Raw genomic sequence first — 13,540 nt, 5'->3', positions numbered from 1 at the left:
CATGATCAAGCGTCTTTTGGCGGCGACCAGCATCGCTACCTTGTGCCTGTTTTCGGCTGCATCGGCGGCTGAAAATGTCGAAATGTGGGTTCGCTCGGGCATCGGCGACGCCTTCAAGAAGGTGGTCGAAGCCTATAATTCCGGCCATGAGAACAAGGTCGTGATGACCGAGGTGCCGTTCTCCGAACTGGTGCAGAAATATGCAACGGCGATTGCCGGCGGACAGGCGCCCGACGCGCTGTCGATGGATCTGATCTATAACCCCGCCTTTGCGGCGGCCGGCCAGCTTGAGGATCTGACGGACTGGGCAAAATCGCTGCCCTATTTCAACTCGCTGTCGCCGTCGCATGTGCGCCTCGGCACCTATCAGGACAAGATTTACGGACTGCCGCTCTCGGTGGAAACATCGGTCTTTGCCTGGAACAAGGACCTCTACAAGAAGGCCGGCCTCGATCCGGAAAAGGCGCCTGCCAACTGGGATGAAATCACCGCCAACGCCGAGAAGATCCGGGCGCTGGGTGACGATACCTACGGCTTCTATTTCTCCGGCGGCGGCTGCGGCGGCTGCATGATCTTCACCTTCACGCCGCTTACCTGGGGTGCCGGCGCCGACATCCTGTCGGCCGACAGCAAGACGGCGACGCTCGATACGCCGCAGATGCGCAAGGCGGTCGACATCTACCGCAACATGGTCAAGAAGGACCTGGTGCCGGCGGGGGCGGCCAGCGACACCGGCGCCAACTTCCTGACCTTCACCAACGGCAAGATCGGCCAGCAGAGCCTCGGCGCCTTTGCCATCGGCACGCTGGTGACCGAGCATCCCGACATCAATTTCGGCGTGACGCTCATTCCGGGCGTCGACGGCAAGCCGTCGTCCTTTGCCGGCGGCGACAATTTCGTCATCACCAAGGGCACGAAGAAGATCGACGCGGTGAAGGGCTTCCTCGAATATGTCTATTCGGAGGACGGCCAGAAGATCATGGCGAAATACGGCAGCCTGCCGACGCGCGGCGATATCGCCGACAAGGTGCTGGAAGGTCTCGATCCGCGCATGCAGGTCGGCCTCAAGGCGATCAGTGTCGCCAAGACGCCCTATACGCTGCAGTTCAACGACCTGATCAACAGCGCCAACGGCCCTTGGGCAAGCTTCACCAACGCCGCGATCTTCGGCGACGATGTCGACGGCGCGTTTTCGAGCGCCCAGTCGGAAATGCAATCGATCATCGATAGCGGCCAGTAACTCTCCCCCGGCCGCGGCCGGGGAGCGGTGGCAGCTTCCCGGCCAATCCCAACCGACAGATGCGGAGCGTTTCGATGACCGGTTCCGGTTCAGAGACCCTATTGCCTCGGCGCAGGCGACGGCGCCAATCGAACTGGCGCGGCCTTGCCTATATAGCGCCGGCCATGGCGCTGGTCATCGTCTTCTTCATCATGCCGGTGCTGTTCACCGGATGGATGAGCCTGCACAACTGGCCGCTGATGGGGGCGTCGCGCTGGATCGGCTTCAACAATTATTACCGCATGGTCAACGACACGCGCTTCGTGACGGCGCTGAATTTCACCGCCTATTATACCGTCATCGTCACCATCGCGATCTTCGCCGTCGCCTTTCCGCTGGCGATCTTCGTCGAGAAGGAACGGCAGTTCGTCAGCGCCTATCGCACCGTCATCTTCCTGCCCGTCGTCGTCGGCCTGGCCACCGCCTCGCTGCTCTGGGTCTGGCTTGCCAATGTCGATAGCGGCTTCATCGGCCCGGCCCTGAAGGCGCTCGGCCTTGTCGAAAAGAGCCCCAATCTGCTGGCGACTTTCGACACCGCCTTCCTGACTGTTGTGGTGATGGTCGTCTGGAAGATCGCCGGTTTCACCATGATCATTCTTCTCACCGGCCTACAGGCTATCCCGTCCGAGCTGACGGAGGCCGCCCGCATCGACGGCGCCGGCCGCTGGCAGCGTTTCCGGCATCTGACGCTGCCACTGATGCGCAAGACGATCGCCTTGGCGCTGATCGTCTCGGTCACCGGCTCGATCCTCGCCTTCGACCAGTTCTACATCATGACCTCGGGCGGGCCGCAGAACAAGATGATCTCGGTGGTCTATTACATCTTCAACCAGTCCTTCGTGTCGTTCAATCTCGGTTATGGCGCGGCACTGTCGATCGTGCTTCTCGCCATCCTGGTGGCGATCAGCATCGTGCAGCTCTGGCTGCTGCGCGTCGGGGAGGAGCGCCCATGACCACCTCGAGGAAACGCCGCGCCCGCAAGGCCTTCCGCGTGAAATCGGCCTATCATCTCACCGGCATCGCCATCTCGATCTTTTTCCTGGCGCCGTTTGCGATCACCCTGCTTGCCTCCTTCCGGGAAGGGACCGAAGCCAGCCTGCCGCCGCTGCCGCCCTGGCCGACGTCAGGCGTCAGCTTCGATGCCTATGCGCTGCTCGATACGTTCGGCGCCGGTATCTGGCGGCATATGATCAACTCGCTGTTCGTCTCGGTCGCCACCGTGGTGCTGACCGTCGCCGTCAGCCTGCTCGCCGGTTACGGCTTCTCGCGTTACCGCTTCCCGATGAAGAACGCGCTCTTCGTGCTGATCATCGCCACGCTGATGATCCCGTTCCAGTCGATCCTGACGCCGCTCTTCATCATCCTTGCCAAGCTCGGCCTCAACAATTCGCTCATCGGGCTGACGCTGGTCTATGTGACGCTGCAACTGCCCTTCTCGGTCTTCATGATGCGCAACGCCTTCGATGCGGTGCCGAAGGAGATCGAGGAGGCGGCCCGCATCGACGGGGCGCGTGACTTGAGGCTCTTGGCCCGCGTTCTGCTGCCGCTGGTGCTTCCCGGCGTGGCCACGGTGGCGATCTTTGCCTTCCTCAATGCCTGGAACGAGTTTCTCGCCGCCCTGGTGCTGCTCTCCAGCAATGAAAAATACACCCTGCCGGTGCTGATGACGGCGGTGCGCGCCGGGCGGCTCGGCGCCATCAACTGGGGAGCGGTGCAGGCCGGCGTCGTCGTCATGACGATCCCGTGCCTGATCGTCTTCCTGCTCCTGCAACGCTACTACATGCGCGGGCTGATGGCCGGCGCGGTGAAATAACCCTAGGGAAAGTCGAACCCATGACCAAATCAAGCAACGACCGCCAGTTTCGCCCCGTCGCCGTTCCCGATGTCGAACTTGGCGGCTTCTGGGGCAGATGGCAGGACGCCGTCTGCAATTCCACCGCCGAGACCTTGCTCGACCGCTGCGTCGAGGCCGGCATGCTGAAGGCGATCGATGTCTCCCAGCCGAGCCCCGGCGTCGTCATTCCCATTCAGCCCTGGGGCGGGACGACGCAGATGTTCTGGGATTCCGACCTCGGCAAGTCGATCGAGACCATCGCCTATTCGCTCTATCGCCGGCCGAACTCGAAGCTGGAAGCGCGCGCCGATGAGATCATCGACATGTATGAGAGACTGCAGGACAAGGACGGTTATCTCAACGCCTGGTTCCAGCGCGTCGAGCCCGCCCGCCGCTGGACCAATCTGCGCGACCATCACGAGCTTTATTGCGCCGGCCATCTGATGGAGGCTGCCGTCGCCTATTACCAGGCGACCGGCAAACGCAAGCTGCTCGACATCATGGGCCGCTTTGCCGATTACATGATCACGGTGTTCGGCCATGGCGAGGGCCAGCTCCCCGGCTATTGCGGCCATGAGGAAGTCGAGCTGGCGCTGGTCAAGCTTGCCCGCGTCACCGGCGAGAAGAAATACCTCGAGCTGTCGAAATTCTTCATCGACGAGCGCGGCACCGAGCCGCATTTCTTCACGGCCGAAGCCGCTCGCGACGGCCGGAGCGCTGCTGACTTCCATCAGAAGACCTATGAATATGGCCAGGCCCACCAGCCGGTGCGCGAGCAGACCAAGGTCGTCGGCCATGCGGTGCGCGCCATGTATCTCTATTCGGGGATGGCCGACATCGCCACCGAATATAAGGACGACAGCCTGACGGCAGCGCTGGAAACGCTCTGGGACGATCTGACCACCAAGCAGATGTACATCACCGGCGGCATCGGCCCGGCCGCCTCAAACGAAGGTTTCACCGATTATTACGACCTGCCGAACGCCACCGCTTACGCCGAGACCTGCGCCTCGGTCGGCCTGGTGTTCTGGGCAAGCCGCATGCTCGGGCGCGGTCCCGATCGGCGTTATGCCGATATCATGGAACAGGCGCTCTATAACGGCGCGCTGCCCGGCCTTTCCACCGACGGCAAGACCTTCTTCTACGACAATCCGCTCGAAAGCGCCGGCAAGCACCATCGGTGGAAATGGCACCATTGCCCCTGCTGCCCGCCCAATATCGCCCGGCTGGTGACCTCGATCGGCTCCTATATGTATGCCGTTGCCGACGACGAGATCGCCGTGCATCTCTACGGCGAAAGCACCGTGCGGCTGAAGCTTGCCAACGGCGCCGAAGGCGAGCTGCAGCAGACCACCAACTATCCCTGGGATGGCGCGGTCGCCTTTACCACCAGGCTGAGGACGCCGGCGAAATTTGCGCTGTCGCTGCGCATTCCGGATTGGGCCGATGGTGCCACCCTCAGCGTCAACGGCGAAATGCTCGATCTCGCCGCCAATATCCGCGACGGATATGCCAGGATCGAGCGTGAGTGGAACGATGGCGATCGTGTCGCCCTCCACCTGCCGCTGGCGCTGCGCCCGCAATATGCCAATCCGAAGGTGCGCCAGGATGCCGGCCGCGTCGCACTGATGCGCGGGCCCCTGGTCTATTGCGTCGAGACGACCGACAATGGCGAGGATCTCAACGCCATCGTCCTGCCCCGCGAGCTTCCGGCCGCCGAAACCGTCGTGCTGAAGGATCTCAACGATGCCGTCGCGCTTGATCTCAAGGTCGAGCGCGAGGAGACGTCGAATTGGGGAACACCGCTCTACCGCCAGGCGCCGGCCGAAAGGCAGGTCGCCACCGCGCGTTTCGTGCCCTATCATCTCTGGGACAACCGCGGACCCGGAGAGATGCTCGTCTGGGTCCAGGCGGACAAGTAGGTCGTTTGGGGATGACGAACGGTATGGCTAACAAGAGCGTCGTGCTCCAGGACGTGCGAAAAAGCTATGGCAATCTGCAGGTGGTCCACGGTATCGACCTGACGATCGAAGAAGGCGAGTTCGTCGTCTTCGTCGGCCCGTCCGGCTGCGGAAAATCGACGCTGCTTCGCATGATCGCCGGCCTCGAGGATGTCACCGACGGCGAGGTCGAGATCAAGGGACGTGTTGTCACCGATCTCGATCCGTCCGAGCGCGGCATCGCCATGGTCTTCCAGTCCTACGCGCTCTATCCGCATATGAGCGTGCGCGACAATCTGGCCTTCGGGCTGAAGATGGCGCGCACCCAGCCGGCCGAGATCGAGACGCGCGTCAAGGCCGCCTCCGCCATCCTGAAGATCGACCATCTTCTCGACCGCCGGCCGGGACAGCTTTCCGGCGGCCAGCGCCAGCGTGTGGCGATCGGCCGGGCGATCGTGCGTAAGCCCGATGTCTTCCTGTTCGACGAGCCGCTGTCCAATCTCGATGCGGAACTCAGGGTGTCGATGCGCATCGAGATCGCCCGCCTGCACCGCGAGCTCGGCAACACGATGATCTATGTCACCCACGACCAGACCGAGGCGATGACGCTTGCCGACAAGATCGTCGTGCTGCGCGACGGCCGCGTCGAGCAGGCCGGAACGCCAAGGCAGATCTACGAGAACCCCGCCAATACTTTCGTGGCGGGCTTCATCGGCTCGCCGCGCATGAACCTCTTGAACGCCCGCTGGGGCGAGGGAGGCCTGGTCGAGGTCGCCGGCTCCCGCATCGAAACCGCGTTAATCAACACGAGCCGGCCGGCCGGAGGCGCAGTGACGCTCGGCCTGCGGCCGGAACATCTGAAGGTGGCGTCGGACCTGTCGGGCAGCCTGATCGCAAAAGTCGATTTCTCGGAATATCTCGGCGGAACGCAATATCTCTATTGCCAGCTTGCCGACGGCCAGTCGCTGACCGTCGAGCACCGGTCGCCGATCAGCATCGCGGCGGGCGAGCAGGTCAGCCTGCTGTTCGAACCCTTGGACTGCCGATTGTTCGATGAGGCTGGCAACCGGCTGCGGTAACCTTTAGCCGGCGATCGCCAGTTTCATGAGGTCTGCAGCCCTCTGCCGGGCCTGCCTGTCGGCGGCGAAGACATCGTCCATCTCGGCGGCCGGCGGCAGGCCGGCCAGATCGTCCATCACTCTTTCGGTGATCTCGGCCATGGCCAGGAACGGCAGCCGCCCTTCGATGAAGGCTTCGAGCGCCACTTCCTTGGCGCCGTTCAGCACCGCGCCCTGAACGCCGCCGCGCGTCATCGCCAGGCGCGCCAGCCGCAAGGCCGGAAAGCGAAGCTCATCCGGCGCCTCGAAATCCAGCCTGGCGAGCCTGGCGAAATCCAGCCGCTCGATCGGCAGGTTCGGCCGGCGCGGAAAGGACAGGGCGTAACCGATGGCGGTGCGCATATCGGGGGCGCCGAGCTGGGCCAGCACCGATCCGTCGGTGTAGCCGACCATCGAATGGATGATCGATTGCGGATGGATGATGACTTCGATCTGCTCGGGCGTCAGGCTGAAAAGATGCCGGGCTTCGATCATCTCCAGCGCCTTGTTGAACATCGAGGCGCTGTCGATCGAGATCTTCAATCCCATCGACCAGTTCGGGTGGGCGCGCGCGGTTTCCGCCGTCACACCGGCCATTTCCTTCAGCGAGGCGGTGCGGAAGGGGCCGCCCGAGGCCGTCAGCACGACGCGCTCGATGGCATGGCGCTGATTTTCCTCCAGCACCTGGAAAATCGCATTGTGCTCGCTGTCGACGGGCAGCAGCCTGCCGCCGCCCTTGCGGATGGCGCTGATGAACAGATCGCCGGCCGAAACCAGGCATTCCTTGTTGGCAAGGGCGATATCGGCGCCGCGCTTTGCTGCCGCCAGCGTCGGCGCCAGGCCCGCGGTGCCGACGATCGCCGCCATCACCCAGTCGGCCTCGCGGTCGGCGGCTTCCATCAGGCCGGATTTTCCGGATGCGACCGCAATGCCGCTGCCCGAAAGGGCGCTTTTGAGCGCTTCGTAATGCCGGTCGCTTGCCGTCACCGCCATAAGCGCGCCGGAGGCTTTCGCCTGCCGGGCCAGCAATTCGATATTGCCGTTGCCTGTCAGCACGGAGATTTCGAAATTCTCCCGCCCGCCCAGGTGATCGACGACATTGAGGGTGTTCTGGCCGATCGAGCCGGTCGAGCCGAAGATGCTGAGGCGCCGCGGCGCGGTTTTGCCGGTCATCATATGCAATTTCGCGAAAATTTCCCTTGTAGGCTCAGGCTCTACTAGGCTTTGGAGGGGGCGGCAAGTGTGCAGTGCAGCAGATTTCGGCCTTCAAGGGGTTTACAGAGCGGCAGCCGGATGTGATCCTTGTGACCTTGCTGGCGGATTCGAAATTCGTCGCGCCGTTCACGGTCGCATGGCAATTCGGGGCGCTACGGCGTCCTTCGGAAACAGGCATTAAGGTGCCGACGGCCTTCCGGCCAAAACATTAAAATCGGGGATGAACCGGGGCGGGCGGCTTGGCCGCAATCCTTCATCGCGTTCGCTGCGGGCGCATTCATGTGCGCTGCGGCCCTGTGTCCCGTGGAAATGTTGGATTTCATGACGATATTCAAAACAGCCTGCATTCACTTCGCCATCCTGCTCTCGCTCGGCCCCGCGGCAAGGGCGGATGATCTGCTGATCTGGTCGCCGGCCAAACTCTCCGACCGGTCCTACAAGGCGACGATGGGTTTTCGCCTGCCGGCGGAATGGGAAACCAGCGCCGGCGCCGATATCGCGCTGGCCTCGACCAAGGGCGGGGCGCCGCTGCCCGATTCCGAACAGGCGATGCTCTGGGGCAGGATCGTCAGAACCAGCGTCACGCCATCAGGCCAATCGCAGCGGGGGGCAAGGATCAGCGTCGATACGCTGCGCGGCAGCGGCGCGCTGACGCTCAGCCGCTCACGCAGCTGGATCCTGTCGGATTCGCTTGACATGCAGTCGAGCCGGTCGATCAGCGTCCAATATGACGCGGTCGATATCAAACAGGCCTCGGTCACGGCGTCGCAGGCGCTGAAGCTGATCCATCCCTGGACGGGCACCTCGCTTTCGGCCGGTGCCGGCATCAGCAACGCCAGCGGCGATTTTTCCAGTTCGGTTGCCGTCAACCAGGCGATCCTGCCGAACCTCAACCTCGATGCCTCGGTCAGCAATCCGTTTTCTCCAGCTGAGGCCGGCAGCGTCAATTTGCGTTATCGCCTCAACTGGTAGCGGGCCTGAAACCAAATCCGGCCGACGGGCGTTTCCTCCGCAGGTTTGATGCCCCGGATATTGAGGAGAAACGGATCATGGTTTTCAAGGAACAGACATTTCACGGGCTCGAGCCCGAGATGGAAGCGGAAATTGCCAATCGCGCCTCGGTCGAAGCCGCCGTCGCCAACGCGCTGGCCATTGCCGGCGGCATCGATGCCTCAGATGTCGAAGTAACGATGGAGAATGATCAGATCGTGCTGACCGGCACGGTCGGCACCGTCGGCGAGATCGAACGGGCAACCGCGGTTGCCAGGGCCGTCGAAGGCGTGCATGTGGTCCAGAACCGGATCCTGCTCGGCGGTCCGGCGATCAATGATCGGCATTGACGGCCTTTCACGTCGTCCTTTCTCAATCAGCGTTCGGCCGTTCAACCGGCGAAGCGCTCGATCAGGAAGGACGAACCGGCCAGACGATCGGTCTTCTGCAGCGCACCCGTCACCTGCGGCTGATAGGCGATGGCAAGCAGCACGGCGCTGACGGCGACATAGGCGATTGCCAGAAGAGTCATCTTGATACGCATGACGCTCACTCCTTTCGCGCATAACGCGGCCGTTATGGCGAAGTTCCGCGTGCCGAAATCAGATGAAAAGCCCGGCTGATGAGCCGGGCTTCCCGCCTGGATCGCCTATCGGCAGACCCTGGATTCCTTGATGACCGTATGGCCGTGGCGGCGGATTTTTTCCGTCTTGGTAAAGCAGTCGCGGGACACGTAACGCCGACGCATGTCGTGGCGGTAGTAAGGGCTGTGATGGCGGTAATAGGGACGTTCCGAATCACGGTAGTAGGGGCGCTCATCACCCGTGGTGATCGTCACACTGGCCGCCTGGGACGGCATTGCAGAAAAGAACGATGCGGCAGCGAGCGTGCAGGCAAGGATAATCCGTTTCATGACAAGCCTCTTCTTTCTCAGTTGGTCAGGGGAGCAACTCGCCGGAAGCGCTGTCGGTTCAATCACATAGCGTTACCGATTGTGTCATCCGCAACCTTTGCGGCCGCGGATCGTTACCGCTGATGACGCCGGAGGCATCGAGAATGGGACCGATTGCAAGGATCATCGCCATCGTCGCCGGGCTTGCCGGCGGCACGGTGTTTTCGCAGGCGCCGGAATTTGCCCAGCAATACCGCCAGCGGATCGGCGGGGCGATCGACGAACTCAGCGTCATCGTCGAGGATTTCAACAGACAGGCCGCCGACCACCACCTCGATCGCCAGCAGGCCCTGAACACCTATGCGCAATCTTCCGACGATTTCCTGCGCGACCGCGGCGTCTCGATGCAAAGCACGATCACACGCTACGAAACGCTGCTGTCGCAGCAGCTGAAACTCGGCACCGCCGCCCCTGTGGCCAAGCCCTTTGTGCTGATGCGGGAGCCGGACGATGTCGTTTTCGCCAATACCTGGCGGGATTTTGTGCCGGGTGTGCCCGTTAGCTTCGCGGGTCTTGTCTGGGGCGCGATTGGGTTTGTTGGCGGCTGGGTTGGCGCGGCATTGCTAGGATTGGGGGCGCGGCGGGCGGTACGGACGCGGCGTGCTCCCCGGGGCGCTGTAAGGTCCGTAGCCGATTTTAGTCGGAATCGTCGAAGAAGGTAAGACTAAGCGGTCTATCGAGCATGGCGACCATTGATGATGTTTGAGGGGGAGTGTTGACCCACCAAAAAAGATGTCTGGATCACGCTGCATCCTCCTCCTGTCTCCTGCCGATCATCCCCGCAGCCAAGTTGGGTGTTAGCACCCCTGCTTGGAGCATGCTCGCCAACCGCTTTCTGATGATAGGAAGCACTGCCGCACCTTCGCAAATTGCATCTATCATATTTCGCGCTTCGTCGTCGCTACACGGGATTGGTAGCGGGAGGTTTGCCTCCTCTACCTCATGTGTGGAAGCGTATGAAATACGTCCTTTTTGCCTATGGAGATGATCTCTTCTCTCAGAGAAAGAATCTCTAAGGGGTTCTCTAAGGTATTTGTTGGTAGTTTCTACCGGGACATCCTGGTAGTTCCTGCTGGGACATGCTTTTTGCGGGGTGGTAGTTTCTACCAGGATATTGGTATGGGCGGCCTTCTTCCTCCGGTCTTCCTTCTTCCGATCGGCATCTCTTTCACGAAGGTATTCGACGGCATCGTGGATGTGCATCGCGACTGCATCGGCTCGAGGGTTGGCGACATCATAGCGAACGCACCCATCCTTCGTTGATGTGCCAGATGACACTAGGTAACCGTTGTCGATCAGCAGCGCCCTGGCATTACGAGCCGTCCTGTCAGATTTGATGCCGCCGCGTGCCATCAGTGTCAGGGATGAAGCATACACCGTGGTTGGGCGGAGCGTTTGTCTGTCGATCTTCAGGAACGAGAGATAGACGACTATAGCCTGGGCGCAGGGGGCTCCATGAAGGCGAGGGTCAGCCGCAACCGTCTCAATGGTCTTGAGCTTGAACGCGACAAGCTTGCGGCATTCGGCCTGATACGGCGTCAGACTGGCTATCGGGCTATACTCGAGCGTCTCTCCATGCGCGTCGATATATTCGCTCATTCGTGGGTGCGCCTCGATGTCCGGTGTTTGTTCGACAGAGCGGCAGCCTCGCATGCTTCAAGAGCCGAAAGCCCAAGCCGTTCATGAATTTGAGGAATGACTAGCTGGGGCGCAGAGCTTTGATCAGCCAACCACATCGCCGCTTGCACCACGCTTTCGCTATGCTGATAAGTGGCGCCGGTCATGCGACCACTTCCTCACGAGCTGCGATCTTGTTGGCGATCCAGGTATTAATATCAACCTCCGGCCACCCGACTCGGCGAGCCGTCAACTGAACGGACCGGGGAAAACGATTTTCGGAGATTTCCCGATAAAGCGTCCGGCGGCTGAGGCTGGTGCGCTCGACTACTTCGTCGATAGGGAGGAACTTGCTTATTGACATTAGGAACTCCATCGGTTTGCGATGAAGGGTACTCTAACAGGAGAACGTATCGAGAAACTAGGGATTTATTCTCTCGTCAAACATGCGAAAATGTTTCCCCCAATCCTGTTCGACGTAAGTCATTTCGGGGCGAATGCGTTCGCGCCATAGCGCTTTAATAGCCTGAACATCCTTCTTGACGGACTCTGGCTCAATAGGGGGCTGTTGCGCGGTGCGAAGAACGGGGTTTGCCGCCTGGAGAACGAATTCGATTACCTCGCTGTGTTTCCCCTCGTGCACGCTAGCCGCACCAGGCTTGTTTGTAATGCGCTGGTAGGCGGCCAGGAGATCGGCGACAAAGCAGAAACGCGGGAACGTCTTTCGACGCTTGGTCTCCTCTTCTAATTTCTCGTCGGCGGTCGGCCTTACATCTGTTTGCAGACGCCATCTGACGAAGAGTTGCAACGGCAAGATATCTTTTAGTATGCGGTCGCGATATTCCCAGCCATTCGCTTCCTCTCCCGCCCTGGCGCGCGCCCGAGCGAGAAATTTAAAGGGATCAGCTGTCGAGCCGTCCATATGCGTCACCCCGGTAAGGAGCTGCGTAAGGGAATTAATGTGATAATCGAGTGCTTGGAGATACTTTCTTTGCTCGACCTTGGTTGGCGGCCTAGTTTCCTCCGCATTGAGGAACCTATCAGCGCGATGCTCAAGCAGTCTGATGACGAGGACGTCTGCGGTCCCACCCATTTCCTCGATCACATCGGTGGGATATTTTTCAATCCAATTGGCATGGGGAACGCACGATAAAAGTATGCGCGAAGCCTCTTCGTCGCTGTAGCGGAAGAGATCGGATAAGCGCTTCGATAAACCCGGAGACGCCGTCTCAGTCAATGAATTTGCCCCAGTGCGCCCCTGGAGATTCGGGAACCCTTTTCTTTGGGGCTATGAAATTGAAACCCATGGTGATCCCGACGCGATTCGAACGCGTGACCCCCAGATTAGGAATCTGGTGCTCTATCCTGCTGAGCTACGGGACCACTTGAAAGCCATGCATACAAAAGGCTTGGCGCGAAGCCAAGCCTTAATTGTTGTCAGGCGCCCAAGCGTTGTTCGGCGAGGCGGACCCAGTAGGAGATGCCGTGGGCGATGGCGTCGTCGTTGAAGTCGTAGGCCGGGTTGTGCAGCCCGGCGCTGTCGCCGTTGCCGATGAAGATGAAGGCGCCGGGGCGGGCGTTCAACATGTAGGAGAAATCCTCGCCGCCCATCATCGGATCGATCTCGGCGTTGACGTTACCCTCGCCGGCAATGGCGCTGGCGGTGGCGACCGCATGCTCGGTCTCATCGGGATGGTTGACGGTGACGGGGTAGTTGCGGTGGAAGCTGATCTCGGCCTCGGCGCCGTGGGCGGCGGCCACACCCTCGACAATCTGCCGGAACCGCGTCTCGGCCAGCGTGCGCACCTCGGGGTCGAGGGTGCGCACCGTGCCGGCGAAGGTCGCATCGTTCGGAATGACGTTATGGGCGAAACCGGCATTGAACTTGGTCACCGAGACGACGACCGAGCTGATCGGATCGGCGGTGCGCGAGGCGATCATCTGCAGGTTGGCGACGATCTGGGCGCTGATGGCGATCGGGTCGATCGTCCGGTGCGGCTGGGCGGCGTGGCCGCCGCGGCCCTTGATGGTGACGGTGAATTCGTCGGTCGCCGCCATGATCGCGCCCTTGCGGGTGGCGAACTGTCCCACCGGTAGGCCCGGCAGATTGTGCATGCCGTAGACCTCTTCGATGCCGAAGCGCTCCATCATGCCGTCCTTGACCATCAGGTTGCCGCCGCCGCCGCCTTCTTCGGCGGGCTGGAAGATGACGGCGATATTGCCGTTGAAGTTGCGGGTCTCGGCCAGATATTTCGCCGCGCCGAGCAGCATGGCAGTGTGGCCGTCATGGCCGCAGGCATGCATCTTGCCCGGCGTCTTCGAGGCCCAGGGTTTGCCGGTGATCTCCGTCAGCGGCAAGGCGTCCATGTCGGCGCGCAGGCCGACGGTGCGGCGGCCTTCGCCCTTGCCTCTGATCAGGCCGACGACGCCGGTGCGGCCGATGCCGGTGACGATCTCGTCGACGCCGAATTCCTTGAGTTTTTCAGCGACGAAAGCGGCGGTGTTCTCAACCGCGAAGAGAAGCTCGGGCCGGGCGTGAATATGGCGGCGCCATTCGGCGACTTCGTCCTGCAATTCGGCGGCTCTGTTCAAAATCGGCATGTTGGCGTTCCTGTT

Annotated in this window: 17 protein-coding genes and 1 tRNA gene; 9 read left to right on the top strand and 9 right to left on the bottom strand. The window is 61.4% G+C overall.

Translation table 11 applies throughout. From position 1 onward, the window contains the following. Nucleotide 1 precedes the first annotated feature (1 nt). The 5 genes from BBJ66_RS31990 (at nt 2) to BBJ66_RS31970 (ending at nt 6,132) form a co-directional block, all read left to right on the top strand. Complete coding sequence (locus BBJ66_RS31990; protein WP_071093238.1) at nt 2-1,240, top strand: ABC transporter substrate-binding protein; 1,239 nt, start codon at nt 2-4, stop codon at nt 1,238-1,240. Between the two features lie 74 nt (nt 1,241-1,314). Next, on the top strand, nt 1,315-2,232 hold the full coding sequence (locus tag BBJ66_RS31985; protein ID WP_071093237.1) for a carbohydrate ABC transporter permease: 918 nt from the start codon (nt 1,315-1,317) through the stop codon (nt 2,230-2,232). Next, on the top strand, nt 2,229-3,092 hold the full coding sequence (locus BBJ66_RS31980) for a carbohydrate ABC transporter permease (protein ID WP_071093235.1): 864 nt from the start codon (nt 2,229-2,231) through the stop codon (nt 3,090-3,092). Before BBJ66_RS31985 ends, BBJ66_RS31980 begins: the two co-directional genes overlap by 4 nt. Nucleotides 3,093-3,112: 20 nt before the next feature. Then, on the top strand, nt 3,113-5,035 hold the full coding sequence (locus tag BBJ66_RS31975; protein WP_071093233.1) for a glycoside hydrolase family 127 protein: 1,923 nt from the start codon (nt 3,113-3,115) through the stop codon (nt 5,033-5,035). Nucleotides 5,036-5,046: 11 nt separating this feature from the next. After that, nucleotides 5,047-6,132: an ABC transporter ATP-binding protein gene (locus tag BBJ66_RS31970; RefSeq protein WP_071093231.1), complete on the top strand. Its 1,086-nt coding sequence runs from the start codon at nt 5,047-5,049 to the stop codon at nt 6,130-6,132. A 3-nt stretch (nt 6,133-6,135) separates the two neighbouring features. Here the strand turns inward: BBJ66_RS31970 and dxr are convergent, their stop codons facing one another. Further along, the gene (gene dxr / locus BBJ66_RS31965; protein ID WP_071093229.1) at nt 6,136-7,326 is read right to left on the bottom strand and encodes a 1-deoxy-D-xylulose-5-phosphate reductoisomerase; all 1,191 of its coding nucleotides are present in this window, start codon (nt 7,324-7,326) and stop codon (nt 6,136-6,138) included. A gap of 71 nt (nt 7,327-7,397) precedes the next feature. Here dxr and BBJ66_RS31960 point away from each other — a divergent pair, with 71 nt between their 5' ends. From BBJ66_RS31960 to BBJ66_RS31950, 3 genes are all read left to right on the top strand, one after another. Continuing rightward, on the top strand, nt 7,398-7,577 hold the full coding sequence (locus tag BBJ66_RS31960) for a hypothetical protein (RefSeq protein ID WP_071093227.1): 180 nt from the start codon (nt 7,398-7,400) through the stop codon (nt 7,575-7,577). 109 nt (nt 7,578-7,686) lie between these two features. Then, nucleotides 7,687-8,337 (top strand): hypothetical protein, encoded by a 651-nt coding sequence (locus tag BBJ66_RS31955; RefSeq protein WP_071093412.1) that lies wholly within the window; start codon nt 7,687-7,689, stop codon nt 8,335-8,337. A gap of 77 nt (nt 8,338-8,414) precedes the next feature. After that, a complete protein-coding gene (locus BBJ66_RS31950; protein WP_071093225.1) occupies nt 8,415-8,705 on the top strand; it encodes a BON domain-containing protein in 291 nt (96 codons plus the stop codon). Between the two features lie 41 nt (nt 8,706-8,746). Here the strand turns inward: BBJ66_RS31950 and BBJ66_RS35130 are convergent, their stop codons facing one another. Continuing rightward, the gene (locus BBJ66_RS35130; protein WP_190238064.1) at nt 8,747-8,899 is read right to left on the bottom strand and encodes a hypothetical protein; all 153 of its coding nucleotides are present in this window, start codon (nt 8,897-8,899) and stop codon (nt 8,747-8,749) included. 105 nt (nt 8,900-9,004) lie between these two features. Beyond that, a complete protein-coding gene (locus BBJ66_RS33945; RefSeq protein ID WP_083335679.1) occupies nt 9,005-9,268 on the bottom strand; it encodes a hypothetical protein in 264 nt (87 codons plus the stop codon). A 143-nt stretch (nt 9,269-9,411) separates the two neighbouring features. On the opposite strand from BBJ66_RS33945, the gene BBJ66_RS31945 reads away from it, so the two are divergent. Continuing rightward, nucleotides 9,412-9,969: a DUF2937 family protein gene (locus BBJ66_RS31945; RefSeq protein ID WP_071093223.1), complete on the top strand. Its 558-nt coding sequence runs from the start codon at nt 9,412-9,414 to the stop codon at nt 9,967-9,969. Between the two features lie 79 nt (nt 9,970-10,048). Here the strand turns inward: BBJ66_RS31945 and BBJ66_RS31940 are convergent, their stop codons facing one another. The 6 genes from BBJ66_RS31940 to BBJ66_RS31915 form a co-directional block, all read right to left on the bottom strand. Beyond that, on the bottom strand, nt 10,049-10,906 hold the full coding sequence (locus BBJ66_RS31940) for a hypothetical protein (protein WP_071093220.1): 858 nt from the start codon (nt 10,904-10,906) through the stop codon (nt 10,049-10,051). Further along, complete coding sequence (locus BBJ66_RS31935) at nt 10,903-11,091, bottom strand: hypothetical protein (protein ID WP_071093218.1); 189 nt, start codon at nt 11,089-11,091, stop codon at nt 10,903-10,905. Before BBJ66_RS31935 ends, BBJ66_RS31940 begins: the two co-directional genes overlap by 4 nt. Continuing rightward, complete coding sequence (locus BBJ66_RS31930) at nt 11,088-11,288, bottom strand: helix-turn-helix transcriptional regulator (RefSeq protein ID WP_071093216.1); 201 nt, start codon at nt 11,286-11,288, stop codon at nt 11,088-11,090. Before BBJ66_RS31930 ends, BBJ66_RS31935 begins: the two co-directional genes overlap by 4 nt. Before the next feature lie 57 nt (nt 11,289-11,345). Then, nucleotides 11,346-12,161, bottom strand: a complete 816-nt coding sequence (locus tag BBJ66_RS31925; protein WP_128146153.1) for a hypothetical protein — start codon at nt 12,159-12,161, stop codon at nt 11,346-11,348. 69 nt (nt 12,162-12,230) lie between these two features. Then, nucleotides 12,231-12,307: transfer RNA gene (locus BBJ66_RS31920), tRNA-Arg, on the bottom strand. Between the two features lie 54 nt (nt 12,308-12,361). Continuing rightward, on the bottom strand, nt 12,362-13,525 hold the full coding sequence (locus tag BBJ66_RS31915; RefSeq protein WP_071093212.1) for a M20 aminoacylase family protein: 1,164 nt from the start codon (nt 13,523-13,525) through the stop codon (nt 12,362-12,364). Nucleotides 13,526-13,540: the final 15 nt, after the last annotated feature.

It is taken from the genome of Rhizobium sp. RSm-3 (genome assembly GCF_001854685.1).
Classification (GTDB): domain Bacteria; phylum Pseudomonadota; class Alphaproteobacteria; order Rhizobiales; family Rhizobiaceae; genus Rhizobium; species Rhizobium ecuadorense.
Note: the sequence above shows the minus strand (reverse complement) of the source record. Positions and strands in the feature narration are given on the sequence as shown.

What these genes read in the sequence shown, in the direction of transcription:
- BBJ66_RS31990 (WP_071093238.1), top strand. Translation starts at nt 2, where the DNA reads ATGATCAAGCGTCTTTTGGCGGCGACCAGCATCGCTACCTTGTGCCTG.
- BBJ66_RS31985 (WP_071093237.1), top strand. Translation starts at nt 1,315, where the DNA reads ATGACCGGTTCCGGTTCAGAGACCCTATTGCCTCGGCGCAGGCGACGG.
- BBJ66_RS31980 (WP_071093235.1), top strand. Translation starts at nt 2,229, where the DNA reads ATGACCACCTCGAGGAAACGCCGCGCCCGCAAGGCCTTCCGCGTGAAA.
- BBJ66_RS31975 (WP_071093233.1), top strand. Translation starts at nt 3,113, where the DNA reads ATGACCAAATCAAGCAACGACCGCCAGTTTCGCCCCGTCGCCGTTCCC.
- BBJ66_RS31970 (WP_071093231.1), top strand. Translation starts at nt 5,047, where the DNA reads ATGACGAACGGTATGGCTAACAAGAGCGTCGTGCTCCAGGACGTGCGA.
- dxr (WP_071093229.1), bottom strand. Translation starts at nt 7,326, where the DNA reads ATGATGACCGGCAAAACCGCGCCGCGGCGCCTCAGCATCTTCGGCTCG.
- BBJ66_RS31955 (WP_071093412.1), top strand. Translation starts at nt 7,687, where the DNA reads ATGACGATATTCAAAACAGCCTGCATTCACTTCGCCATCCTGCTCTCG.
- BBJ66_RS31950 (WP_071093225.1), top strand. Translation starts at nt 8,415, where the DNA reads ATGGTTTTCAAGGAACAGACATTTCACGGGCTCGAGCCCGAGATGGAA.
- BBJ66_RS35130 (WP_190238064.1), bottom strand. Translation starts at nt 8,899, where the DNA reads ATGCGTATCAAGATGACTCTTCTGGCAATCGCCTATGTCGCCGTCAGC.
- BBJ66_RS33945 (WP_083335679.1), bottom strand. Translation starts at nt 9,268, where the DNA reads ATGAAACGGATTATCCTTGCCTGCACGCTCGCTGCCGCATCGTTCTTT.
- BBJ66_RS31945 (WP_071093223.1), top strand. Translation starts at nt 9,412, where the DNA reads ATGGGACCGATTGCAAGGATCATCGCCATCGTCGCCGGGCTTGCCGGC.
- BBJ66_RS31940 (WP_071093220.1), bottom strand. Translation starts at nt 10,906, where the DNA reads ATGAGCGAATATATCGACGCGCATGGAGAGACGCTCGAGTATAGCCCG.
- BBJ66_RS31935 (WP_071093218.1), bottom strand. Translation starts at nt 11,091, where the DNA reads ATGACCGGCGCCACTTATCAGCATAGCGAAAGCGTGGTGCAAGCGGCG.
- BBJ66_RS31930 (WP_071093216.1), bottom strand. Translation starts at nt 11,288, where the DNA reads ATGTCAATAAGCAAGTTCCTCCCTATCGACGAAGTAGTCGAGCGCACC.
- BBJ66_RS31915 (WP_071093212.1), bottom strand. Translation starts at nt 13,525, where the DNA reads ATGCCGATTTTGAACAGAGCCGCCGAATTGCAGGACGAAGTCGCCGAA.